The organism is Brevibacillus brevis (assembly GCF_900637055.1).
GTDB lineage: Bacteria > Bacillota > Bacilli > Brevibacillales > Brevibacillaceae > Brevibacillus > Brevibacillus brevis.
In genome coordinates this window covers 6,579,967-6,605,232 of sequence record NZ_LR134338.1, presented here as the reverse complement: position 1 = coordinate 6,605,232, position 25,266 = coordinate 6,579,967, and the positions used below count along the sequence as shown (strand labels likewise).

Sequence of the window (25,266 nt, the reverse complement as noted above, 5' to 3'; positions counted from 1 at the left end):
AAGAACTTCAAGATATGGCATGGTTTTCTGTTCTTAACGAAAAGTTGAAAGAGATCGGAGTAGATCTTACTGATCATGAGTTTGGGGAGGGAGAGGAATCCTCATTCTGGATTGCTCAAAAACTGGTTGGTAATCCATTTACCTCTGCATTGAAAAAATTGGAAGACCTAGCTTCCGGGGGAAATGATCATGAAAATTAAATTTCTTAGCCAAGATAATTTAGAAAACCTGAAAACAAATATCCCTCATAACCTGGCACAAGGACAGTATACACGAGAAACTCCATGGCTTGATGAATTTTTCCAAAATGATGGATGGAGTCTTGAATCTAACTATCATTTCGAGGATATTCAGTTGAAAAAGCCAGAAGGAACAAGAAATAATTTTGATTTAGAAAACACAATTACACTTTACTCAGCATTCAAAAATTTGTCTATTACAGATGCAACTGACGAACGTATTTGGACTTATTTGGCCCATGTTCCTTTTTGGGATTACATGCAGGCGAGGTGGGGGATTGATGCGGATATCCCTGAAGAGGAAGATTTGTTAGCTGAAGAAGAGGATACCATTCAGGATGTAAATAGTGGCAAAAAAAAGAAAGATCCAGAGGAGAAAATAAGGCGTAGGTATTTCTTTCAAGGAAAAACTTCAAATACGGACAGAGCTCTTTTTAGAAATGGAATTGCACGTTTGTGGTGGTTTGGATATGTCTCATTTGATGAGAATCGAGAAGACAAATTTGAACTGACTAAAATTCTACTTTACAACCAAGAGATTCAGGTTAATCTTCTCGAAAGGGGATTTTCAAGAAATCGAAAATGGGCAAAAGCAATTTTGTCTGTTTTAGCTGACAGAAAACGAGAAGGACAGAGTTTTTATAGTCGTGAATCTTTTCGTGAACTTACAAAGCATATTAATCGTCTAGGCGGTGTAACCATTATCGATGCACTAGAGGAAGAGGATATTAAAAAAATCATAATTGATCAGATAGAAAAGTTACTGAATAAGTAACCTTAATATCATTCAAATCTACAGAGGAATAAAGAATGAGAGGGCATTATGCTCTCTCATTCACAGTATAAAACATTCGTATGCTTTCCTATTAGATGAGACAATTTCTCTTCAACTTCAACTCCCAATAATTCAAGAACCTTTTCAGCTACAGCTCTTGCAAGAAGGGGAGGCACAGCATTTCCTATTTGTTGATATTGTGCATCTTTTGTTCCACAAAAAACGTAAGAGTCTGGGAAGGACTGTAGTCTGGCTGCTTCCCTTATGCTGACGGCCCTGTCCAACTTTGGATGAATCCACATCGATTTCCTGACGTTGAGTACTGTTCCTGAGGGAGAATCATATTGAAGGCGCTGATATACTGTATTTTGGGTTCTTCCGGGATCACTGTAAGTTGATTTTTGTTCTTCCTTTAAGTCGTGGAAATTTTCGCCTTGCCCCAGGGCTTTGAATCGTTCTAATGCGGTTTCCGTTGAATCAGTAATAATGTGATTGTACAGTTCTTGGACATCTCCATTTAGATACCGTGTTAATGGATGATCTGTATTTAGTAAGTTTTTTATTTTATAATTTGTGCTTACGTTCTTGTCAGGGATAATGTGTTCCAGATCACTGAATGCATGGAAAGCTGTAAAATACTCCTCTGTACCAAGTACTTTTTGAGGTAGCTGGACCTCTTTTCCGTTCAAGAGTTCATCTCTAACACCTATTAAGAATAACCTTTCTCTGATTTGTGGTACACCAAAATCAGCTGCGTTTAGTATTTTTTTGTCGGTGATGTAACCGAGACTTTCTAGTTTCCTCTCGATATACTCCAATACGTTATATGTCTTTAAAAATGCAAATACATCATGGGCATCAATATCAATGTCAACCAACTCAATACCATTAGATATTATCTCATCTTTTTTCCACAGAATTTTTTGTGTTTCTGTAATAATCCCTAAGTAATTTATAAAGTCTGGATTAATAGAGCCTAACTGTATAAAGATTTCAAGCATCTCTTTGACATTGAACCATATCTCCCTGTAGCGATTGTTCCAATAACATTGATGGTAGCTATCCCATTTCTTCAAAACTTTCTTTAAGAAGCTGAGGTTTTTGGATAAATACTGAGAAATATTATTCCGGTTTCTTATGAACGAATTAAATTTTGATAGTAGTTCCTTGCTATCCAATAAGTAAAGCCTAAGGTTGAGATCCTCTTGTTCCTTTAGAAAATCAACTAAGTGTTGTGAAAGTATATTGACCTGACCTAGTGTGACCTTTTCCTCGATAGGCAAAATTTTTAATTCGTCAATTATTTCCTCATGTTCATTCTCTAACAAGAAAAATTTATGCTTTGATGAGCCCATCATTTTTACATTTTCCATTACAAATGCTTTTGGAGCCAATTCTTGAATGGCCCGGATATACTCTTTTACTAACTGGTTATTGGTAGATATCAGTTCATTTTTCTGGCGATTTGCATTAGAAAAGCCTTGACATGGAGGGCCACCGATAACAATGTCAATTTCTCCATATCGCTCAGTTAACTCATCATAATCTACTTGCCTTATGTCGTTGTATATTGTTACATTTTGTGGGTGATTTCTTTCGTAGCTCTTTTTCGCGTATTTGTTATTTTCTACAGCAGCTTTAATATCGACTTTATTTGTCTGCTGGAAACCAAGACTTAATCCACCAGCACCCGCAAAAAGATCAATTACAGATAATTTTTTCATATTCCCCACCTACAGAACGTTTGTTCTGATTACTATTCTACATATCTCTATAAATTCCTACCGATTCTCTCAGTATATAAGAGCAGCATAACACCATATCTTATAAAATTCAATATTATCAACAAAAAACACGCTGGTACATTAATGAAAAACTTGTAGATTAGGAGGATATTATGTATACCAAAGAAACTATGACGACTTATATTAGACGTATAATGCAGGACATTATGCTCGTCCGCTCTAAATATGATTTATGGAGGTACTTGCAAGCTCGAATGCAGGATCGCTCAGAAGAAATGCATTTAGCGTCTGGCTTCTTTACCTTAACAAACCTTTCACTGTTTAGTGACATCATAGTATCCCTATTTAAACTATATGAAGAGAAGGCTCAAGACGGGAGTCTTTATAAATTTCTTGGGATTGTCAGTGATTCTCTCTCGTTATTTGATTATAAGGAGAGTCCAGATGACTCGCCGCTTGTATCCTTAAGTACAATTAAAAAGGATAAAGAAGAAATTAGATGGCAATATGTTGCGATAGGAAACCTATCCACATGGCGAAGTAAGGTGTTTGCTCATAATGATAGAAAGTACTATTTAGATCGCAACAGATTACTGCAAGATGCCTCCTTAACTAACCAAGATATCGAGGTACTCATTGACCTTGCTTGGAAGATAGTCAATAAATACTGCCTCGCTCTTGATGGATCAAGTTATTATCCTGAAGTTCCCAATGCTAAAGACGTTGGTAAAGTCCTTGATATTTTGCACGATTATCGGCAGCAAAAGATGTCTAAAGCAGATGCACTAAGAGCTAATATTCTTGGAATGGGGTTTATGATTACTAACGAGCAGCAAAGCGCTATTGATCTGGAAAACATTATGGATGATGAGGAATAGATATCAAGAGGAAGCCTTTTTGAAAAGGAGACTACTCACTTAAATATTGAAAGTAGGGGGCAAAATTGCGATATGTAAACACAATAATCGATTATACTTCCTTATTAAAGGAGGATAAAACTTTAGAACTCAAAAATCAAAAAATAATTTCTTGGCTGTCGGATTATTTACCTTACACTGAAAAAATTTTGGTCGAAATCAAAAATAATGGGATAAAAAGTTATCCAAGTATTGTTGATGAATTTTATAAATATCGAAGAGAATACAGTGTTGTTGATGAAAACAAGCAATATCTAATTAAAGAGCGTATAGTTGCTGTATTAAAATTACTTGATGGATTCTATAAAAATCATCATTCAGCATATATTGATAATTACAATTCTATTCTTAATATAAAGAGTTCAGCCTTTAGAAATATGCTTTATATGTCTTCTAAAATACAATCATTAAACCAATTAGACCCTGATTTTATAAGAAAGCAAGATGTAATCATGTTTCACTTGAATGTTTTCAAAGACACCATTGAAGGTGTTTTAAATAAATTATTGAGCCCAATTATATTTATTTTGGAATACGATTCAATAGGAACTCCGATAGATAATATCGAGTCACGATATTTTTCAGAAAAGTATTTCTCAAAGCGAGACAGAAATTATAAAAATATTGAAAGTGATTTCAGGCTCCTTTATGAAGATACTAATACAGCTTTGAGAAACGCTGAAGCTCATTTTGATTATACAATAGATGAAAGAACAGAAACTATAACTTATAAGAATGGAAACAGAAGATCACCCACTTTAGTTCAATCGACATTAAAAGAACTGAAAGATGAAATTAAGAAGCTTTCGGAAGTTGCAAGACAAATAGGAATAGCGTATGAAATCTTCTGGTATGAACATGCCAAAGAATTTCCTGGTATCCATCCGGAAACAAATTTTGATCAGAATTATATCGCTATTAGACAAGTCCTTATGACAAACAGATTGATATTGAAAAGTTTTAGATATGAAAGATCAACTCTAAAGTTATACATCGAGTATGTCTATCCCTCTATAGAATCAAATGTGTTAATAACTTTGTTAAGACAATGTATAAATTTTTTGTATCTTAGCGATAGTTTTGAAGAGCCTGTTTCAACTATTGAAATTGTTGTAAATGAGTCAATAACAATTCCAATTAATATACAACTAATTAAAGATCTAGAGAAGAATTTAACTAAAGAAACTTTTGAATTGTTTATTAGTACAGTTCTAAACCAATTAAAAAAGCATTCTTGAAAAATAATGAGCCTGTTGTGTTAATCGTAGAGGTGCAATTTTATAAATAGCCACTTATCCATTTATGGTAAGGGCTCTTTATTATATGCCGACAGTTCCAAAGATGATTAGTCCATATTCAAAGTCTTAAGACGAGAATTAAATATTTTAACACTGTTTGCAAACTGATATTTATATGTTAGCATAATGCTAAAAGATAAAAAGGAGTCTTTGGAAAATGAAAATGACATTGGAGATTGACCTTAATGACATGGAATCGCTGAGAAAGGCGCGGGCTTTGCTTGACTTTCATCTACGTCAGTTACAACCTGAGGAGAGTGTTCAGGAAAATGAAAATCCTCTTCGGGATTATGCATATCTTAAGATGTTGAAAGAGTTTGCTGAAGGCTTATCGGAAAAGCAGCGTAAAGTATGGGATTACTTTCTGAATCACCCAGGGAACGCTCTAGGCACAGAGTTAAAAGCAGCAGTTCCTGACTTACAGCCGCAAGGGGCATTGGCTGGGGTATTTAAAGCTACTCAACGCTGGGTTACAATGGGCGGGCAAAGGGAATTGAGTCCATTTGTTCAGGTAGACTGGTCCAAAACCCATGGATGTGGAATATACCGAGGGCTTAGCCAAGAAGAAATTGATTTTCTTACACGCTAATAATTGCAAAACAAAACAACTTCGGAGGAACATGTATGTTTTTAAAACCAAAGCTCTTTGCCTCTAGCTCTAGTAACAAGACAGCTAATGTTTTTCTTAACCAAGCAAGTGGATTCTATGACAAATCTGCAAAAGCGGGAGAAAGGATGACATTGTTGGAGGGTTCAATTTTAGAGAAACCAGATCCTAGCGGCTGGATTTACCGTGATCTTGAAATCTTAGCAAATCAAGGACATGTGGAACGTATTGGGGCTAAATATAAAGTGATAAAACCGATAACCGGAAGCACCAGTGGGACAGCTGCTGCAGTACTTGGAGTTGGGTTCAAACCTGCTGGGTACCAGCAATGGAAATTTGGAAATGGACAAAGTATCTATGATGCCGGAGAAAAGTGAATTATTCGGATATAGTGTATTGGATTTCGTACTGGATACCAGGTTAATCTCCATGTTGGGGCTAGACTATATCATGAATCTGGCGAAGAATTTAATCTCAGTATATCCAAATTGTCGTGCTATGCTTGATCGGCTTAATCCACTTTTCACAGAAGAAGAACTAAGAGATATAATTGAAGAGAATAACCAAGTTGATGCTATCGGGCTTAGGAAAACTAAGTCCATTTTTGTTATTATCTCTTTTACTTGTGGGGTGATGGTGATGGCAGACATTGTTTCAAAGGAAGTAAGAAGCAGGATGATGAGCAAAATAAGATCAGTGTCCAAATTGGAAGACAGAGTAAGCCGAGAGCTTTGGAGTAGGCGTATTAGAATTCGGAGAAATGTGAAAACGCTTGTGGGAAGACCTGATTTTTCAATAAAGAAATATCGAGTTGTTATCTTTCTGGATTCATGTTTTTGGCACTACTGCCCCGCACATGCTGTAATACCGAAAACAAACACACAATATTGGATTGAAAAACTAAACAAGAATAAGCAACGGGATTTAGAAGTGAACAATTACTACGTTTCAATTGGTTGGAACATATTGAGAGTTTGGGAACATGAGGTTAAAAAAGATTATCAGTGCGTGATAGATAAAATCATTAACTTCATTGAGAATGCGAAAATATGTAAAAAATAAATCGCTGATAGACAGACAAAACTTGGAGGAAAGGGCGTGTTTTGAATGAAATGGCAAGAATACCAAGAAGCAGTGGGGGAACTTTACAGACAGATGGAGCAAATTGGTAAGGTGGAAAAAAATATTACGTTGCCTGACCTAGTTACTGGGCAGCCAAGACAGATAGATGTATGGTGGGAAATAATGGGTAAGGGTCATAAACTAGGGATATTGATTGATGCCAAGCTCAGGAAGAATGTACTGGATGTAAAAGTTGTTGAAGAAGTACTTTCCCTTGCGAATGCTGTGGGTGCTAATAAAGCTGTTATAGTTACTAACTCAGGTTGGACTAAACCGGCGGAAAGGAAGGCACAGTTCTCGGGATTAGATTTAAGGATATTTTCCATAGAAGAGGCTCTTGAGTTAGTTGTTCCTGAAATGTGGAAGATGTGCCCAAGTTGTGAAAACGATTGTATTGTGATGGATCAAAGTAATGGTTTTGTTGTTGATGGGATTGTAACTTTATTTTTAGCTGGAAATTGTAGAGAATGCGGAAGTGCCCTTATTTGGTGTCAGGGATGCGGGTGGAAAAACATATTAGAGATAGGAGAGGAGGAAAAATGCTGGTGCGATGATTTTTTATGGGGGAACGATAGTAACAGAGGAATATGCTTGAAATTCGAAGATCAACAGTACTTTCTTGCTAAGTAAATGCATCATTACCTTAAATTTGACTCTCAGTCCCTAATTGAAGAGGTGCTAAAAATATGGCAAGTGACCGAGAATTCAATGAGATGTTTAGCCTTCGAAACTTAAAAAATACTTGGAAGGTCATTCGTAAAGATCTCAAGACAGCAAATGTACGTGACTGTATAGATTACTTAGAATATGAGTTGAATTTAGACCATCAAATTAAAACTGTCAGGGAACGTATTCTTAGTGGATCGTACACCCCCAAAAAACCAAGTACTTTTGAGATGGCTAAAACTAAAGGTGCTTACCGTACTTTGTCAATTCTACATTTAGAAGATGCACTGGTGTATAGAGTGATTGCAGACCAAGTCTATAATCGGCTTAGGAAATATCAAAAAAAAGGAGTATTTTTTTCGAGGAAGCATACTGTGAAACCAATCGGTCAAAAAGGTGGGGAAATATTCTTATCGACTGATAATTTTAAAGACTTTTACGAGGACCCACTAAAATTATGGAAGAGATATCAACAATACAGAACAAAGACGCTGCTTAACTCAGTACATCCGGTGTTAGTGGTAACAGATATTACGAATTACTTTGAATCGGTTCATCATGAACTCTTGCTAGAGTACATATCACCAGCTGGATTACCACGTAAAGCTATTGGATTATTGGGTAGAATGTTGGAGGAATTTAAACCAAGCTGCGGATTGTCGCCTAATCCAAGAATAGGACTTCCGGTAGAAGAACATGATGCATCCCGACAATTAGCTCATGTATATCTTTTTGAACATGATGTCAAAATTACAAATCATTTCGGTGAAGATAACTACGTAAGGTGGATGGATGATCAAACTATCGCAGTAAGAAATAAAACTCAGGCAAGGATAACTGTTAGATTACTTACAAAATCTTTGGCAGAACAAAGGTTGGTATTAAACTCCGGAAAAACCAAGTTTCTTACCGCAAATGAGGTTGTGGAGGTATTCCATCTTGATAGCAATCAAGATTTAGATGAATTTGCTGATGCATTAAAAAGTAAAATGTATACATCTTCGCAACTTAAAAAAATGCTTAATAGGTTATACCAACAAGCGAAAAAACTGGAAAATGTGGGGCACTGGGACAAAATTTTAAAAAGAATTTATTATTATGCAGGCAAAATTAAGTGGGACGGGCTTGTTGGTAGGGTTTATGATGATCTTATTGAGCATCCTCACTTGTCGGAGAGAATTTTTGAATACATAGCGAGTACAGGTAACTATGCAAGATTATTGCGTTTGTTTAAAAGGTATGTAGAGCGAGGAGAGTCTCTATATGAGTCTGTAGAAACTAATTTTTTTGAGGTAATTTTATATTCGAATATTGATTCTCCTTGCTCTAAACAATATCGTGAATTTTGTCGTGATTGGATTATTGGTAAAGTTAAAGGTACCGAGAGAGCCGTTCCAAAGGGAGCAGCAGCAATAGCACTTTATTGGTTAGGGGATCGAAGGTCAGTACCAACCATAATAAATGTACTTCAAAAACACGGTCATATTATTCCAAATAGTGTTGCTCGTTCATTACTCGTTAGTTTATTAGCACTCGACCATACAAAAATCAATGATGTAATGTCATTGAGCGCACAAATCGGAGGGCAGGCAGTTACAAGTCTCGGTACTATGTTAAACAAATTGCAAAACAACCCAAATCTTAAAGCTCCTGCCAATGAATTAATAGCTCCTAAGAATGCATTCATCGGTGGTAAAATTTATGATGCTAGGTCTTGGCTTAAGCTATCCGTCCTGGGTATTGCAGTTTCTCCAACAATCAGAAATTGGGTTAAGAAACAACACAAAAAAATCTCTGTCAAATCGTTAGGGAGTTGCGAAAGGCGTGTCTCAAATCGATTAGGGGAACTTATAAAAAAATATTAATATAAAACCTTATCCGTTATTCTGATAACACCGATTTAAAAAATGAGAAGTCTTGATGATATTAGATTACACAGAATTGAGGAATGAATTTTCTTAATCTAGATAACTTAACTTACAATGGTGATTCGCCAACTTGATACACTTACAGTTGTATTAGGTTGGTGGATATATTGTTAGTTGTTATAAAAAAATTGACCGTCCGATCCGTTACGCTGAACCTTATCACAAGTAAAAGCAAGTTTTTACAGAGTCTGGGGAGAATTTGTCTCGCCAGCACATACCGTTGTACTCAAAAAGGCCCCATAGTAGCAAGGGGCCTTAGCGTTGTTTATTCACATTACCGCGTTTTGGAACCAAACGTGCCTACTTCGTCCTCGTTGTATCAGAAGTTTTCTAAAACAATTTTTCCAATGGTCCGTCCAGATTCCAACTTCTCATGCGCGAAACGCAGGTTTGCTGCATTAATGGGCTCCAGTCGTTCAGTCAGCGTAGTTTTTATTTTCCCATCATCGATTAAGTCCGCCAGTTCGTTCAACAATTCGTGTTGTTTGATCATGTCATTGGTATGAAACAAGGACCGTGTAAACATGAACTCCCATACAAACGTTACACTTTTAGAAAACAGCAAGTCCATTTTCAAGCTCCCTGCCCAGGTAGTCTTATTTGCAGGAACGATAGAGCAAATTTTACCTTGGGGGACAATGACTTCCGCCATATTTTCAAGATGCTGAACAGTATCATTCAAGCAAAGGATATAATCTACGGTGTCAATACCAACTTCCTTGAGTTGAGGGAGAAAAGGGTTGTTGTGGTTTATGATAAAATCCGCACCGAGAGTTTTGACCCATTGAATTGACTCTGGACGTGAAGCAGTACCGATGACGGTCAAACCTGCTAATTTTGCAAGTTGAATAGCAATCGATCCTACTCCTCCAGCTGCACCGATAATCAGTATGTTTTTGTTTTCGCCTGTATTTACGCTAATTCCTAAACGATCAAAGAGGCCCTCCCATGCAGTTATCGAGGTGAGCGGTAAGGCGGCAGCGGCAGCGAAATCCAAACTTCTCGGCATATTTCCCACAATTCGTTCATCAACTAAGTGAAATTCACTGTTGCTGCCTGATCGAGACACACTGCCGGCATAATAGATCTTGTCCCCAGGTTTAAACAATTGGCAGTCAGGACCAACCTGTTCTACGATTCCAGCGGCATCCCAACCAAGAATTTTCGGTGAATCGGCTTCGTAGTTATGACTTTCGCGGACGCCTACGTCTGCAGGGTTGACAGAGATTGCTTTTACACGTACAAGCAAATCGCGGCCTGTAGGTTCCGGTTTATCCAAGTGCAGATCAATCAGGCTTTCCGGATTGGTTATAGGGAGGTATCGGTAAGCACCGACAGCTTTCATCTTTTGGTGAGTATTCATGGGTATCCATCCTCTCAAATAGGAAATGTTGTACAGTTGCATTGTAAATCGATTCAATTACTTTAAGTAAGTACGCATATTTTTATGGTATAGTATTAAAAATCAAACCATTGGGGGATAAACTGATGGGAGACCGAAGAAAGAAATATGGAGTAAGTCCAGATATGCAAGCATGTCCGGTTGAAACAACGCTGGATGTTATTGGTGGAAAGTGGAAGGGGATCATTCTCTATCAGCTCCTGAACGGAACGAAAAGATTCAATGAATTCAGGCGCCTCAATCCGGGAATCACGCAATTTATGCTCACCTTGCAGTTAAGAGAGCTTGAACGGGATGGCATCATTCATCGCGAAATATATAAAGAGGTTCCTCCAAGAGTGGAATACTCCCTTACTGATTTCGGAAGGACTCTGGAACCGGTCATTATGTCAATGAAAGCATGGGGCGAGTCTTATAAAGTGCGGCTTAATGAAAATTCAACGATACAAGGGGAGGAAAGGTAAAGGCAAGTTGAGCAGTAACCTAAGTAGCGGAGCGGGAATGTTTTAGTAAATGTTCAGGGAGGGAATAGTTTAGAAAATAGATAGAATATTAAAGTGGGGAACAGGATGAAAGCGATCTTAATCGACGATGAAGAGTTGGCATTAAATTATTTGGAGCATCAGTTATTACATATCGGCGATTTTGAAATTGTTGGCAAGTATACGGATCCGATGATCGGCAAACGAGAGATTGAAAAAAATGAGATTGATATTGTCTTTTTGGATATTCAAATACCAAAGCTAAACGGTATCGAGTTGGCCGAACAGCTTTTGGAAGTGAAACCTCAATTACAAATAGTTTTCGTCACCGCATATGAGAGATATGCAATTAAAGCATTTGAGCTGAACGCCCTTGACTATGTCTTAAAGCCAGTTGGCAAGCAACGACTGCAAAATACAATGAAACGAATTCAATCCAGGATGGAGGAACATACGACCTTCTCCCTTCAGAAGTCGGAGAATTTACAAATGAGTCTGTTTCAACATGTAAGGATTGTAGATGGAGGCCAGGAAATCCCACTTCGCTGGCGAACTGCCAAGGTGCAGCAGTTGTTCTTATATTTGGTTCAACACAGGGGAACGTCGGTTAATAAAACGGCGATCATTGAGTTGCTCTGGCCAGAGCTAGAACCGGAAAAAGCCTATCATCAATTGTATACGGCTATCTATCATATTCGCAAAACTTTGGCGCCATTTAGTAAATATTTTCAACTCAGCAATACATCAGAAGGGTATAAGGTAAGACTAGAACAAACCATCTTGGATGTAGATCAGTTTGAGCGGTTTTTTCGCTCTGACTTATCCTTATCTGGGGAGACGATTGGCGAGTATGAACAAGCGATAGCTCTGTGTAAAGGAGATTATTTGCAAGAGCATCATTACATATGGGCAGAAAGCGAGCGTCAAAGATTACAACTGCAATGGGTGCAAACCGCCGTGAAAATGGTGGATTGGTATTATGCCAATGATGAATGGGACAAAGCCATCACGCTATGTTTGGACATTTGTCAGCGTTATCCGCTCGAGGAAGAAGCCTATTTTTACCTTATGAAAATATTTGCTGACATGGGAAGGCACTCTTCGGTTCACAAGCAATATGATCAATTAACGAGTGTGTTATGGAACGAATTGCAAGAACAGCCTAATCCGGCTATTACAGAATGGTATCAACTTTGGAAGCAGAAAAATAAGGAATAAACCAAGTAGTTTATTCCTTATTTTGGGATTTTGAAAGTGACGATCGTACCTTGTTCAGGTGAGCTATCAAATGTTAATCCCTGGTTATATAGTTGTTTTAGTCGCCGTTCAATATTTCGCAGACCTACGCTTGCTCTTTTTTTGCCATGCCTTGTTTGGCTGAAAAGTTGATTCAGATCTTCCTCTGTTATCCCATCCCCATCGTCTTGGATTGAAACTTCGAAATATTCCTCTTTGTCTTTGATGTGAATCCAGACTGTTCCCCCACTTGTGCTTTGCATTAAGCCGTGTTTGATTGCATTTTCGACTAGCGGTTGTATGGATAAGGGCGGTAAGCAAAAATCGAGATCAGGGTCCAGATCCCATTCCACTTGCAATCGATCGCCAAATCGTTGCTTCTCGATATACAAATAAGATCGAACAAGATCAAGTTCATCGTGAAGCGAAATAACGGGTTCAGAATTATGAAAGTCGAAGCTCAAACGCAAATAGTTGCTAAACTCTTCAAGCAATGCTTGCATTTTCGTGAAGTCCTGAAGTCCCAAGGCGGCAATTGAATTTAATGCGTTAAATAAAAAATGAGGTTCAATTTGTGATTGTAACCATGCTCCTTCCATACGCAAACGTTCATCGAAGGATATTTTAAGTTCTGTTAAGGCTTTTACTCTTGCCTTTAATTCCCAAGCATCGACGGGTTTCTTAACATAGTCGTTCGCTCCTGCTTGAAAGCCGGCTACAATATCCTCGGAACGATTGCGCGCGGTCAAGAGCAGGACAGGCAGTTCTAACACAGAGAATCGTTCCCGGATGATGCGTGTTAGTTCATAGCCGGATACGTGAGGCATCATGACGTCTGAGATGACCAGATCCACCGGGTTACGTTCCAGCATGGACAGGGCTTGCTGAGCGCTGGTTGCCGTGCTTACTTCATATTGATCTGATTCAAGCATTTTGCGAAGGATGTTCAGGTTAATACTGTCGTCATCCACAACGATAATTTTTGCTTTTCTATTCATAGAAGAAACCGTTTCTGTCGGTGTCGTGATTCGATCAGTCGTTGCAGCGGCTATTTCTAGTGAAGTCTGCATCCATGTCTGAGCGCTGCTTTCTTCTATTGGAACGGAATCTGTAGCTAGTGGGAGGGTAAAAGTAAAGGCAGAGCCTTTTCCCAGGGTGGACTGAACCGATAGAGTACCGCCGTGCAGCTCAACCAACTGTTTGGAAATATGTAAGCCAAGCCCGAATCCGCCACTTGCTCTGATTGAATTCAGTTCCGCTTGTTCATAAGGTTGAAAAATGGTTTGTAGAGCTTTTTCCTCGATGCCAACCCCAGTATCCTCTACTTGGATAAGCGCAAATCCCCTAGACGTTGTCGCGCGAATCGTGATGGTTCCTTCATCTGTAAATTTAATGGCATTATGCACCAAATTGAACAGAATTTGAATAAGCCGGTTTTCATCTCCCCGAACAGAAGGAAACGAATCGTCTATTTCCACTTTTAAAGCAATCGGTTTTCCGTCCAGCATCAGTTTTGCCATATCGAAAACACCAGCGAAGATAGACTGCAGGTTTAATTTTTTCTCGTGCAGGCGAATGGTGTTCTCCTTTAATCGGGTTACATCCAGCAAATCATCTAGCATGAGCGTCAGACGTCTGCTGACATGCAGGAGAATATCCAGACGCTTTTTGTGTTCTTCATGAAGGGGATTGTTTGTATCCTCGATAATCGCTTGAGTGATATTGATGATGCCATGTAATGGGTTTCTCAGTTCATGAGAAGTATTCACCAAAAATTCGTCCTTGCGCTTATCCTCTTGCTGTAATTTCTCCGCAAGATGTTTCGTCTCAGTCGTTGCCCGGAAAAATCGTCTAAACCAATATGCCGCAAAAGCAAGTACGGCAAAGATCAGATCGAAGGGGTAGTGAACAAATTCTCTGCCTAATATGCCATTAGCAATCGTCCAGATCACATTCACCCCTACAAACAAGCAAGCTAGCAGGAGAAATATAATGTCTTCCTTGTCCCGAATGGCTTTCCAGAGTATGTAGGCAGAAATAATGACGGATAGGAGCATCACGATAGAGAGCATTCTGCTCATCGCTAAGATAGTTCCAGCAGGTACGAAGAGGATGAACATAGCGTATAAGCTGCACAAGCCACCGAAACCTTGTAAAATCCTTCTGCTTAGATAAGCAGGAAGCAGATGATGAAACAAGGGAGGTATGAAGGCGACCGCACCAACATAGACGAGATACGTCAACTTAACTGTCCAATCATAGTCGAACTGCGACCAGACAAATAATAACTTGTCATCCGCTGTTACCACAGTCAATATTCCACAAATCATAACCAACGAGAAATATACCAAGCCTTTATTTCTGGCGCCCAAGAAGTACAGGAGCAAGGCATATAAACTATGAATCAGAAACACGACGAGTAATAATAGTTGCAAACTGATGGAGAGGATCGTCCGCATCTGTATAGCTTCTATCGTACCGAAGCGAATAGGTTTTGTGATTCCTCCTGCCCCGGCATCATTGGAAGCATGGATAAGCAACTCTACTTGACCTTGTTCGGGTGTCAGTTTGACAGTATAGGGAATATTGCGTGCTTGATGCTCTATGAAGCTGGTTGCCGGTTGTCCTACCTGGGCGACTAATTTCCCATTGGCATAGACAGCCGAGGTAGTTCGAAGCTCATTGATCCTGAGACCAAGTGTCTGTTCCTGTTCCGGATCAAGCAAGATGCGTAGTCGATACGTGCCGAATTGGAAGGAGTCCGGTATTCCCGGCTCATGAACAAATGCCTCACCCCACCGCTTGGGTACTTGGAGGTATGTCTGCCCCTCAGGTTTCTTCAGGCCATTTCCCTCTATGAACTGAGAAGGGAAGAACTCCCACTCCCCATCCAACCGTAATGTTTGGTATCCCGAGAATTCCCATCCACGCAAATCAAGCACGCCTTGTACAGCCACTGGTTTTTCAGCGTAGTCAAAGGTGGTGAGGAAACTCATCCAGAGTAAGCGAAGGGCTGTTACGACTAGTAGAGCAACAACGATCATTTTCGTCCATTTCCATGCGACTGTTTTCATTTCAATGATTACCCTCAATGAATAGTAGTAAGAAAATTGTTAGGCCCCAAATCCGAAGAATATCATTTTTTCTCATAATGAATACTCTTCGACAAGATTTTCAGGACACCTCTTATAAAGAATATATCAGGGTGGAATTAGGAACGTTGTAGAGGTTATGTAGAGGTGCCCCTGTTAAGATGACAAATTAGGAGAAGTCTATTGAAAAAAGATAGTTTTACACAAAATATCCAGAAGGTGAGAGGAGAGGAAGAAAGGGCAATGAAAACAATCACGAAGCTGCGAAATTGGTGGAAACGTCCACTAGTGTTCATGCTTTTGTTGGCGCTAGTAACAAGTAGTTTCTCCATGGCAGGAGTGCCTGAGAGAGTGCAGGCGGCTGAATCTATCAAGTGGCTGACGTACAAGTTTGACATTAATGATTTTTCAAATCCATCTTTGCAAGAACTATTTCAGTTAAATGGAAATTCGACAATCCTTGATGGAAAATTGGTTGTGACTCCGAAGCAAGCAAGTCAAACCGGCAGCGTTTTTAACAAACAATCCTTCCAACCGCATGAAGAGTTTTCATTTAGCACAGGATTTTCATTTCGGATTGACGGTAATCTGCCGAATACCGCTGATGGAATGACCTTTGCCATCGTGGGGGACCCTACAAAATTGGGCGGCTTTGGTGGCAATCTGGGGCTAGCAGGAGTTAGTCCAAGTCTAGGCATAAAATTTGACACCTATCTGAACAATTATAATCAACAAAAATTTCTCGATCCATCAAACAACTATATTGGAATTGCCTATAATGGAAATTTGGTAAATGACAATCCGTCGTGGTACAAGAATCTCAACGATATTAAGGATGAATCCGGTAACCCGAAGTTTGTTTTGGCGAATGGGAACACGTATTATGCCTGGATTGATTATGATGGTGCATCCAGTAATGTAAAGGTGTACTTGAACGATTCAGCGAGCAAACCAAGCGATCCCTTGATTGATGCGAATGGAATCAATCTAAAGGGAATTTTTGGCGAAACAAATGGAATTTATGCTGGTTTCACTGGTTCCACTTCAAGCTGGTACGAATCGCATGAAATTTTGAGCTGGTATTTCGTCAACGACCTTGCACCGATTGGAGACAACTTCGGTACCCCAGAGGGTTCGAGTGATTATCGACAAGCGCCATCATCCATTGACATGACAGTAGAGAAATCGGACAAGCCAGGGAAACACAAAGTAGTTGTTACCGCGTACAACCCTGACCGGTCTGCAGCTGCTGATGTTTCGATTACATTGACAAACAGTAAAGAAGGAACATGGACAGATGCGGACGGCAACCCAATCACAGACTGGTCAATGGTAAGAACAGACGGCGAAGGAAAAGTGACCGTTTACTTTACTCCCGATAACGTTTTAGATGCAACTGACGTAAGAGCAGTCGCCGTTGGTGGCGCGATTGCAACGGGAACGATCTCCGCTGTGGTACCTACGCAAGGGCCAGGCGGGGTGAGTGAAGGCCTACTCTCTTGGGTTGATGTAGAACGCAGTGCTGTGCTTTCGGGAAACCAAATCGACCAATTAACAGACTTGGCAGATCGCGGAGCATGGATGCCTAGCGGTACTAGTACCAATGACAATGTGCCTAACGCTCTGAATTTTAATAGCGGAATCCAAATTGACTCAAATAAAGGGTATTATACTCGCTCTTCCATTGATTTTAATAATAATGCTGCTACGGATCGGGAAATATTCTCCGTCCAGGCAAGTGACAAATATAGCGGATTTCCATGGGAGTTTGGAGGAAGACATACAGCTGCAGTTGTTTATGGAGCTAATAATGGAAAATCGATAAGTTCATATTTCGGTAGAGACGAAGGTAGCTTGAGCGTAGACGTCGGTGATTACCAATTAAAAAATGGAGCGATGTTAAACATCTGGAGTGCACCAAATGATTGGGCGCTTTCGCTAAATGGAAAAGCATTACAGACGGCAAACAGTAATACTCCCAATTTTGCATCTCCGATAACAAGCGGAAGTAAACCTTATTATTTTGGTGCAGGTCATAACAGTCGATTTTACGGGAAGATGTCTGAAACGATCCTTTATAACCGTAAATTGACTGATGAAGACCGAAACAAAGTCAACAGTTACCTTGCTTTAAAATACGGATTGACATTGAAAGATGAAAATAATGCTCCGATTGATTATGTCGCTAGCGATGGCTCAACGATGTGGAAAGCTAGCAACAACACTGGCTACGGCAACCGCATAACAGGGATCGGTCGTGATGAAGTAGGTGCTTTGTATCAAAAGCAATCGAAATCTCAGGTTGACGGTTCCAATGTCACGATTGCAATAGGCAATGCGATTCAAGAGACGAATGCCCTGAATACCAAGACGATTGCAGAAGATAAATCATTCTTTGTTTTTAGCGATAACGGTGGAGACGTTACATTCGAGACTCCAATAACAAAAGATACAGAAAGTCTAAAACGTATTGGACGCACCTATAAAGTAGAGAAAACGAATTGGCAAGATACAGACATTACGCTGCACGTAGACAAAGTAGCAGGTGCTTCTGCTTGGCCTTTTTATCTGGTTGTTAGTGAGGATGAGCAATTCGATCAAAACGATGCATTCTATCCACTAACAGATGGCACAGCAACACTTGATAGTGCTGAATTTGCTAATGGCAATTATTTTACGATTGCCGCAACTGTACCCGTACCAACAGCTGCTACAATTGAGGAAACAGTAGCGGATGGCAATAAAATAACGGTGACGTTTGATCGCGGAGTGGAGTTAACCGATTTAACTGGATTTACCATTACAGTTGATGGTACAGCTGTAGAAAACGGTGGTCTAACTTTCAAGGTTGACGAAAACGATGCTACAAAGCTAGTGATCACCTTGCCAGCAGGTACGAATGTTACCAATAAAGCAGTAAACATTTCCTATGATGGGTTGGGGAACTTAAAAGGTACAAACGGTGCTCCAGTAGATCTATTTAACAAAAATGTTGAGTATCCTGGGGCGACACTTACGATTACTGAACCAAGTGCCAATCCAGTCACTGTAACGAAGCCAGTGTTCAAAGGAACGTCAACAGCGGGATCTAAGGTCACCGTTGAGATTAAAGACAAAGCTGGCAATGTAGTAGATACTCCAACAGTAACAGTTGATACAGAAGGCAACTGGGCATTTACACCGACCCAAGATTTACAAGATGGTGAATACACAGTTGAGGTAACAGCGACGACAGTAGACGGCAAGTCAGCCAAAGCGACAAAGACTATTACGGTAGATACAACACCAACCGAACCTGTCGTTGATAAATCGAAGCTGCAAGCAAAAGCAGATGAAATCAAAGCTGAGAACTTGAAGGAAGAAGAGTACACAAGCGCGAGCTGGGCAGAACTGAAACAGGCATTGGAAAAAGCGAATGCAGTGCTGGCTGATCCAAATGCAACCCAGCAAGAAGTAGACGAAGCGTTGGCGGCACTGACAAAGGCGAGAGAAGGTTTGAAAAAACCAGACGAGCCTACGCCTACCGTCGACAAAACAAAGCTGCAAGCCAAAGCAGATGAAATCAAGGCTGAGAACTTGAAGGAAGAAGAGTACACAAGCGCGAGCTGGGCAGAACTGAAACAGGCATTGGAAAAAGCGAATGCAGTGCTGGCTGATCCAAATGCAACCCAGCAAGAAGTAGACGAAGCGCTGGCGGTACTGACAAAAGCGAGAGACGGTTTGAAAAAACCAGACGAGCCTACGCCTACCGTCGACAAAACAAAGTTGCAAGCAAAAGCAGATGACATCAAAGCTGAGCAATTGAAGGAAGAAGAGTACACAAGCGCGAGTTGGGCAGAACTGAAACAGGGATTGGAAAAAGCGGATGCAGTGCTGGCTGATCCAAATGCAACCCAGCAAGAAGTAGACGAAGCGCTCTCGGCATTGAAAAAGGCCAGAGAAGGTTTGAAAAAACCAAGCGTGCCTACGCCTACACCAACACCTACAGTCGACAAATCGAAATTGCAAGCAAAAGCGGACGAAATCCAATCCGAGAATCTTACGGGTGAAGACTACACAAGCGAGAGCTGGGAAGAACTGCAAAAAGCTTTGAGAAAAGCGGATGCAATACTGGCTGATCCAAATGCAACCCAAGAAGAAGTAGACAAAGCGCTCTCGGCATTGACAAAGGCCAGAGAAGGCTTGCAAAAACCAGACGAGCCAACGCCAACTCCTACAGTCGACAAATCAAAGCTGCAAGCAAGAGTAGATGAAATCGACGATGAAGATTTGGATGAAGATGACTATACATCTTCAAGTTGGAGAAAGCTCGAAAAAGCATTGAACCGAGCAAAAGACGTACTGGAAGATCCTGACGCAACCCAGGACGAGGTAGACGAAGCACTGGCTGAGCTTAAAAAAGCAAGAAGAGGTTTAGAATCTGTCGATAAACGAGACAGAGACCGGGATAAAGAACGGAAAAAAGACCGGGACAGCACTAATCATGTTCAAAACCCGTTCTTTACTGGAGGCGGTTCCGGTAATGTAGAACCGAAGCCAAGTGAGCCAGTAAAAGAAGAAAACGACCAAACAGGCTACATGAACGGCTACCCAACCGGAAACTTCGATCCAAATCGCCAAGTGACCCGTGCAGAAATGGCTATGATCCTGGTAAACACAGGAATGGTCAAGACTACATCCGTAAGTGGAATGTTTATGGACGTAGCCGACCAACATTGGGCGGCAGATGCGATTAGAAGAGCGAATGAAGCAGGGCTGATGAACGGTTATTCGAATGGCATGTTCAATCCGGGAGGCGGAATCACGCGCGCGGAAATGGCGACCATTGTATACAAACACTTGGGGTTAAATGGAGACGGCATGCCGAACAACTTCTACGATGTACCAGCAGATCACTGGGCAACTCAGATTATTGCGGCAGTAAGTAAAGAAGGCTACATGGCAGGCTATCCAGATGGTACATTCCATCCCCAAAAGACATTGACTCGAGCAGAAACGGTCACGATCATCAATCGTTTGCTGAACCATTCGCAGTTAAGCACGGTAATAGGACAAAGCTGGCCGGATGTACCTCCAACCCATTGGGCGTACAAGGATATTGAAGCTGCAACCAAAAAGTAAAGGGAACTCTCTTTCTTAATCAAAAAGACCGGAGTGCATATTTTATATGCTTCTCCGGTCTTTTTCGGCTACTCTCATAATCACTACGTATGAAGATTCATTCACATATACTTGAATTCGGGAATTTCCCTTGCAGGTAGGAATCCCATAGGTTATTGATAAATTCTATATTGATCTTGTTTTCAAAAGCCTTGGAAATGAGACCAAGGTCGTCCGACGCATACCCTGCCAGTTCTGAATTCTGGGTTATCCGAAAAGTTTGCTTGAACACAAATTCCCTAATTTCTCTGATCACCGTATTTTCAGAGGGGGCAATTTCATCAACTTTTTTGTAACTAGAACTCCATGCCGTATCAAATAGATAGGGGAGTACCATTTACAACTATCATTTTTTCCTCACTTTTAGCCATTTCCACTTACGGTAAATGGCTTTTTTATTTTCTTAGAGATGGTGCAAATATTATGGTGAAGAAGGGAGCTAGTGAATTTGTGAGTCTAATTAAACAGGAAGAGTTGGAACTCGCTCAATAATATTGACAACTTCATTGAGCAATGATACTCTCTTTTTGTTGAAATTGATATTGATTATCATTATTGATTTTGATAAAAAACGAGCGTTTACTGGGCGGGGGGAAACATAATGAAAAGGCTATTACAAGTTAGTATGGTTCTACTATCTCTCCTAATTATTACTGCTTGTGGTTCAAAAAATTCGGATAATACAAGCAGCGTTGCCTCAAATAATACCGACTCGGCTGGCCCTATCATTATTAAACATGGAAAAGGTGAGACTAAGCTTGACAAGCCTGCGGTGCGAGTCGTCGCCTTGGAGTGGATCTATACAGAGGAATTAATCGCGTTAGGTATTCAGCCTGTAGGAAATGCGGACAATAAGGAATATGAGATTTGGGTGACTGATGAAGCGGCACTCGCAGATAGCGTTACGGATGTCGGCTTGCGTTGGGAACCCAACCTGGAGACGATCGCGTCATTGAAGCCTGATCTGATTATCTCGAATACCGACAATAACGATGCAATTTACAATCAGCTTAATGCTATTGCGCCTACGATTGAATTCGATCCTTATCCGAACGAAGGAGATGCCTATACAGGAATGGTCAACGATTTTAAGACCATTGCTAAAGCAGTAGGTAAATCAAAAGAAGCGGATAAAGTGCTCGCAGATCTTGATACGCATTATGCAGCAGCTAAGGAAAAACTTAAAGCAGCTGGCAAGGACAAATTCAATTATGTCATTACCCAAGCATTCAGCAGCCAGAATGCGGCAACGTTGAGGATGTTTACGGAAACATCGACAGTCGTACAAACGCTCAATCGTATCGGGTTAACCAGCGATTGGAAGTCGGACAAATTTGAAAAGTACGGTTTTACAGACGCTACCTTTGAGTCCCTGCCAGCAGTGAGCGATTCCAATTTCATTTACATTGTCCAGAAAGACGATAACGTTTTCGGTGACTCGGTGAAGAATAATAAGGTTTGGAACGGATTAAATTTCGTTAAAGAAAACCGGACTTATGGCATAGGTGGAGACACATGGACCTTCGGCGGTCCCCTCTCCTCCAAAGTATTAGTTGACCGCGTTGTAGAAGCTATAACGAAATGAGAACCGTTAGTTTATTCGGGGGTGGCTTAGCTGCCCTCTTCCTACTGTTGATAGCCAGTCTGTGCTTTGGGGAAGCAGAAATTACTTTCAAGGTCGTGTTAGAAGCGCTATTTCATCGTCAGGATATACTCTCACATAATGTGATATGGGATATGCGTATACCGCGTGCGATACTAGGATTCATCTCCGGGGCAGGGCTTGCTGTAGCTGGGGTCTTGCTACAGACGGTTACTAAAAACCCGCTAGCTTCCACAGATACACTTGGTATTAATGCCGGTGCTTATTTTATGGTTGTTGCTGGAACGATCTATTTTCCCAACCTGCTCCACCAGTCACCATTTCTCTTTGCCGCCGCTGGCGGAGGCTTTGCTGCGATGTGTGCCTATTTTCTCGGAGGCGGTCGATCTACAAGTCCAATCCGCCTAGCCCTTTCCGGTATGATCGTAGCTATGGTGATCGGTTCATTTACAAGCGCTCTACATATATTCCATGCTACGGAAACACAGTCGCTATTTTTATGGGGCTCAGGCTCGCTCTCCCAACTCGACTGGAAAGGTGTTACGTATGCCTGGCCTGGCGTCAGCGCTGTTATTATCGTCGCTATTTTTATGGGCAAACAATTCGATGTATTAAACTTGGATCAGTCTACTGCTCAATCATTAGGTCAGAAGGTTGATCTCATTCGCTTCGCCGGATTGGCGCTTGCCGTGCTTGTTGCTTCAGTCGTAGTCAGTGTAGTCGGACCGATCGGATTTGTTGGTCTCGTCGCGCCGCACTTGGTACGTCTAAGCGGATTGCACAGGCATAATTGGCTCATTCCCGCCACCGCGCTTTGGGGAGCCGTATTGCTCACTGGGGCTGATGTTCTTACGCGAATGGTGCGTAGCAGCATGGGTGAGATGCCAGTAGGTGCGATGATGGCGATAATCGGAGCACCTTGGCTAATCTGGCTCATACTTAGGAAAATGAATGGTATGATGGGTTCCTTTTCAACCTCATCCATGTCTATTGGCAGAAATCGTGTTCGGATTCAATTCCCGCTTCTCGCGTTCATCATGCTTTTCTTCGTTGTCTCATTTATTCTTGTAAGCATGACAATGGGCGGCACACGTATTCCGCTAAGTCAGTTATTCGCGAGCTTAATTGGATCTGACTATTCAGCCCTCTTTAATTTACGATTACCTCGTACCCTTGTCGCCGCAGGCGCAGGAATAGCACTGAGCGTAAGCGGTGTTCTAATCCAAGCTTCTGTTCGTAATCCATTAGCCGATTCTTCTATTCTGGGGGTGACCTCGGGGGCTGGATTCGGAGCACTACTTGTGCTTATTGCCTGGCCGCAAGTACCGATCGTAGTGCTTCCGATCGCTGCCATGAGCGGAGCTATACTTGCTGCTGCCGTCATATTCCTATTCGCATGGCGAAAGTCGCTCAATCCCTCGGTACTTATTCTTCTGGGGATCGCGGTTTCAGCTATCGGCTCCGCGGGTATTCAAGCTTTAATCGTACTTGGGCCATTATGGGGAAGTAGTAGCTATATATGGTTGACTGGCTCGACTTATGGTCGCACCTGGGATCAATTCCTCATCATCTGTATATTCCTAGCCGCTCTCCTTCCTCTTGCATGGTGGCTCGGTCGCAGGTTTGATATACTCGCATTCTCTGATGATAGCGCTATAGGATTAGGTTTATCGGTGCGTAAAACACGCTTCGCTGCAATGTCCGTAGGTGTTCTTCTCGCTGCCGGTGCTGTCGCCACTGTAGGAACTGTAGGCTTTCTCGGTTTAATCGTCCCTCATATGGTAAGAAGCTTAATCGGGCATAACACGCGACAATCCATCGTATTGTCGAGCTTACTCGGGGCTCTCCTTCTTGTATTGGCGGACGCCATCGGTCGAACGATACTTGCTCCGGTCGAAATTCCATCCGGTCTATTAATTACTTTGATTGGCGCACCTTATTTTCTATTCGTAATGTTTCGGTCACATACGAAGAAGCTTTAGACCAATAGCTAGTGAAGGGTAATCCCTTTACTAGCTTTTTTCTGAATGTCATATAAATGAACGGACCAATCTTATTGCAATAGTTTCCCGTATAACGGCTGATAACCGGCAAACTACGATTGAAATGAGGTATGCAATGTGAAAATCGACGTTGATCAGTTAGCAGAACATTTGGCACACATTCCTTTTCAAGTAGAAGGAGTATATCGATATGCGAAAGATCCAGGTGTACCTTACGCTGAATATACAGATTCTTTTCCTGGATTTGTGTTTCCACTTACAGGGAAGGTGCAATTTCAATTTAACGGCACGCCCTATATTTTTTCGCCAGGAAAAGTTGTGCATGGGGGGGCGAAAATGAAACTAGCTCAAAAAACGTTTGGTAACACCAACTGGGAGTATATTCTCGTATTATACCGAATATGTAACGCAGAACTGGAAGAGACAAGCTTTTCTCATCAGCATTTTGAATTATCAACCGGACAATCTCCTCGTCTTATCGAATTAATTATGCGTCTTTGGCATGTGTATAATCAGCCTGGAGGCATTTCGATGTTTCAGACCGAAATGCTGTTTCGCGATGTACTGAATGAAGCCTTATTATGTGTGGCCAATAGGCAAAATAGCTGTGAATCACATACTTTATTCGAACGGGTATCTACTTATATTCATGAATACTATTATCAAGGCCTTACAATAGCATCGCTTGCAGAACAATATAATGTTAATCGAAATCGACTTTCTTACGTATTTAGAAGACATGCAGGCATGGGACCAGCAGAGTATTTACTCAAATATCGGATAAACATGGCGCAAGAAATGCTATTTACAAGTGATATGCCTGTACAACAAATTGCGCAAACGGTTGGAATTGCTGACCCCTATTATTTTAGTAGAGTGTTCAAGAAACAACTCGGTATCTCTCCTACGGAATATCGAGAGAAAGTTCATCAATAATCCATGCTAATTTCAACAGGCATCCATTCTAAACCAAAAATGGCTTTACTATACT

General features: G+C 40.9%; 17 protein-coding genes and 1 pseudogene. 15 read left to right on the top strand and 3 right to left on the bottom strand.

What is annotated here, in order from left to right; all coding sequences use genetic code 11:
• Positions 1-14: 14 nt before the first annotated feature.
• On the top strand, positions 15-200 hold the full coding sequence (locus EL268_RS31860) for a hypothetical protein (RefSeq protein ID WP_106657639.1): 186 nt from the start codon (positions 15-17) through the stop codon (positions 198-200).
• Positions 190-1,014: a DUF6339 family protein gene (locus EL268_RS31855; protein WP_106657638.1), complete on the top strand. Its 825-nt coding sequence runs from the start codon at positions 190-192 to the stop codon at positions 1,012-1,014. The genes EL268_RS31860 and EL268_RS31855 overlap by 11 nt, the downstream gene beginning before the upstream one ends.
• Positions 1,015-1,070: 56 nt before the next feature.
• On the opposite strand, the gene EL268_RS31850 is transcribed toward EL268_RS31855, so the two are convergent.
• Positions 1,071-2,738 (bottom strand): DNA cytosine methyltransferase, encoded by a 1,668-nt coding sequence (locus tag EL268_RS31850; protein ID WP_106657637.1) that lies wholly within the window; start codon positions 2,736-2,738, stop codon positions 1,071-1,073.
• A gap of 173 nt (positions 2,739-2,911) precedes the next feature.
• On the opposite strand from EL268_RS31850, the gene EL268_RS31845 reads away from it, so the two are divergent.
• The 7 genes from EL268_RS31845 to EL268_RS31815 all read left to right on the top strand — a co-directional run bounded on the left by EL268_RS31845 (position 2,912) and on the right by EL268_RS31815 (position 9,234).
• Positions 2,912-3,637, top strand: coding sequence for an AbiU2 domain-containing protein (locus EL268_RS31845; RefSeq protein ID WP_106657636.1), 726 nt, complete (start codon positions 2,912-2,914; stop codon positions 3,635-3,637).
• A gap of 65 nt (positions 3,638-3,702) precedes the next feature.
• Positions 3,703-4,914: a hypothetical protein gene (locus EL268_RS31840; protein WP_106657635.1), complete on the top strand. Its 1,212-nt coding sequence runs from the start codon at positions 3,703-3,705 to the stop codon at positions 4,912-4,914.
• A 217-nt stretch (positions 4,915-5,131) separates the two neighbouring features.
• The gene (locus EL268_RS31835; RefSeq protein WP_106657634.1) at positions 5,132-5,563 is read left to right on the top strand and encodes a hypothetical protein; all 432 of its coding nucleotides are present in this window, start codon (positions 5,132-5,134) and stop codon (positions 5,561-5,563) included.
• A 35-nt stretch (positions 5,564-5,598) separates the two neighbouring features.
• Positions 5,599-5,958 carry a hypothetical protein gene (locus tag EL268_RS31830; protein ID WP_106657633.1) on the top strand — a complete coding sequence of 120 codons (360 nt, stop codon included), beginning with the start codon at positions 5,599-5,601 and terminating at the stop codon, positions 5,956-5,958.
• Positions 5,924-6,643 (top strand): very short patch repair endonuclease, encoded by a 720-nt coding sequence (locus EL268_RS33890; protein ID WP_307724183.1) that lies wholly within the window; start codon positions 5,924-5,926, stop codon positions 6,641-6,643. The genes EL268_RS31830 and EL268_RS33890 overlap by 35 nt, the downstream gene beginning before the upstream one ends.
• 45 nt (positions 6,644-6,688) lie before the next feature.
• Complete coding sequence (locus EL268_RS31820) at positions 6,689-7,333, top strand: restriction endonuclease (RefSeq protein WP_106657632.1); 645 nt, start codon at positions 6,689-6,691, stop codon at positions 7,331-7,333.
• Between the two features lie 56 nt (positions 7,334-7,389).
• Entirely contained in the window at positions 7,390-9,234 is a 1,845-nt protein-coding gene (locus EL268_RS31815; RefSeq protein WP_106657631.1) for an RNA-directed DNA polymerase, read from the top strand.
• Positions 9,235-9,616: 382 nt separating this feature from the next.
• On the opposite strand, the gene EL268_RS31810 is transcribed toward EL268_RS31815, so the two are convergent.
• Positions 9,617-10,660, bottom strand: a complete 1,044-nt coding sequence (locus EL268_RS31810; protein ID WP_106657630.1) for a zinc-binding alcohol dehydrogenase family protein — start codon at positions 10,658-10,660, stop codon at positions 9,617-9,619.
• Between the two features lie 125 nt (positions 10,661-10,785).
• Between EL268_RS31810 and EL268_RS31805 the strand changes: the two genes are divergently transcribed.
• Both EL268_RS31805 and EL268_RS31800 read left to right on the top strand, forming a co-directional pair.
• Positions 10,786-11,163: a winged helix-turn-helix transcriptional regulator gene (locus tag EL268_RS31805; RefSeq protein ID WP_106657629.1), complete on the top strand. Its 378-nt coding sequence runs from the start codon at positions 10,786-10,788 to the stop codon at positions 11,161-11,163.
• Between the two features lie 105 nt (positions 11,164-11,268).
• Positions 11,269-12,399 (top strand): response regulator, encoded by a 1,131-nt coding sequence (locus EL268_RS31800; protein ID WP_106657628.1) that lies wholly within the window; start codon positions 11,269-11,271, stop codon positions 12,397-12,399.
• A 17-nt stretch (positions 12,400-12,416) separates the two neighbouring features.
• On the opposite strand, the gene EL268_RS31795 is transcribed toward EL268_RS31800, so the two are convergent.
• Positions 12,417-15,491, bottom strand: coding sequence for a hybrid sensor histidine kinase/response regulator (locus tag EL268_RS31795; protein WP_106657627.1), 3,075 nt, complete (start codon positions 15,489-15,491; stop codon positions 12,417-12,419).
• 261 nt (positions 15,492-15,752) lie between these two features.
• On the opposite strand from EL268_RS31795, the gene EL268_RS31790 reads away from it, so the two are divergent.
• The 4 genes and pseudogenes from EL268_RS31790 to EL268_RS31770 all read left to right on the top strand — a co-directional run bounded on the left by EL268_RS31790 (position 15,753) and on the right by EL268_RS31770 (position 25,221).
• Positions 15,753-20,630 (top strand): DUF8202 domain-containing protein, encoded by a 4,878-nt coding sequence (locus EL268_RS31790; RefSeq protein WP_126435507.1) that lies wholly within the window; start codon positions 15,753-15,755, stop codon positions 20,628-20,630.
• 640 nt (positions 20,631-21,270) lie between these two features.
• The gene (locus EL268_RS31780; protein ID WP_106657625.1) at positions 21,271-22,254 is read left to right on the top strand and encodes an ABC transporter substrate-binding protein; all 984 of its coding nucleotides are present in this window, start codon (positions 21,271-21,273) and stop codon (positions 22,252-22,254) included.
• A complete protein-coding gene (locus EL268_RS31775) occupies positions 22,251-24,254 on the top strand; it encodes an iron ABC transporter permease (RefSeq protein WP_106657624.1) in 2,004 nt (667 codons plus the stop codon). The genes EL268_RS31780 and EL268_RS31775 overlap by 4 nt, the downstream gene beginning before the upstream one ends.
• A gap of 138 nt (positions 24,255-24,392) precedes the next feature.
• Positions 24,393-25,221 (top strand): annotated as a pseudogene (locus tag EL268_RS31770) (helix-turn-helix transcriptional regulator).
• Positions 25,222-25,266: the final 45 nt, after the last annotated feature.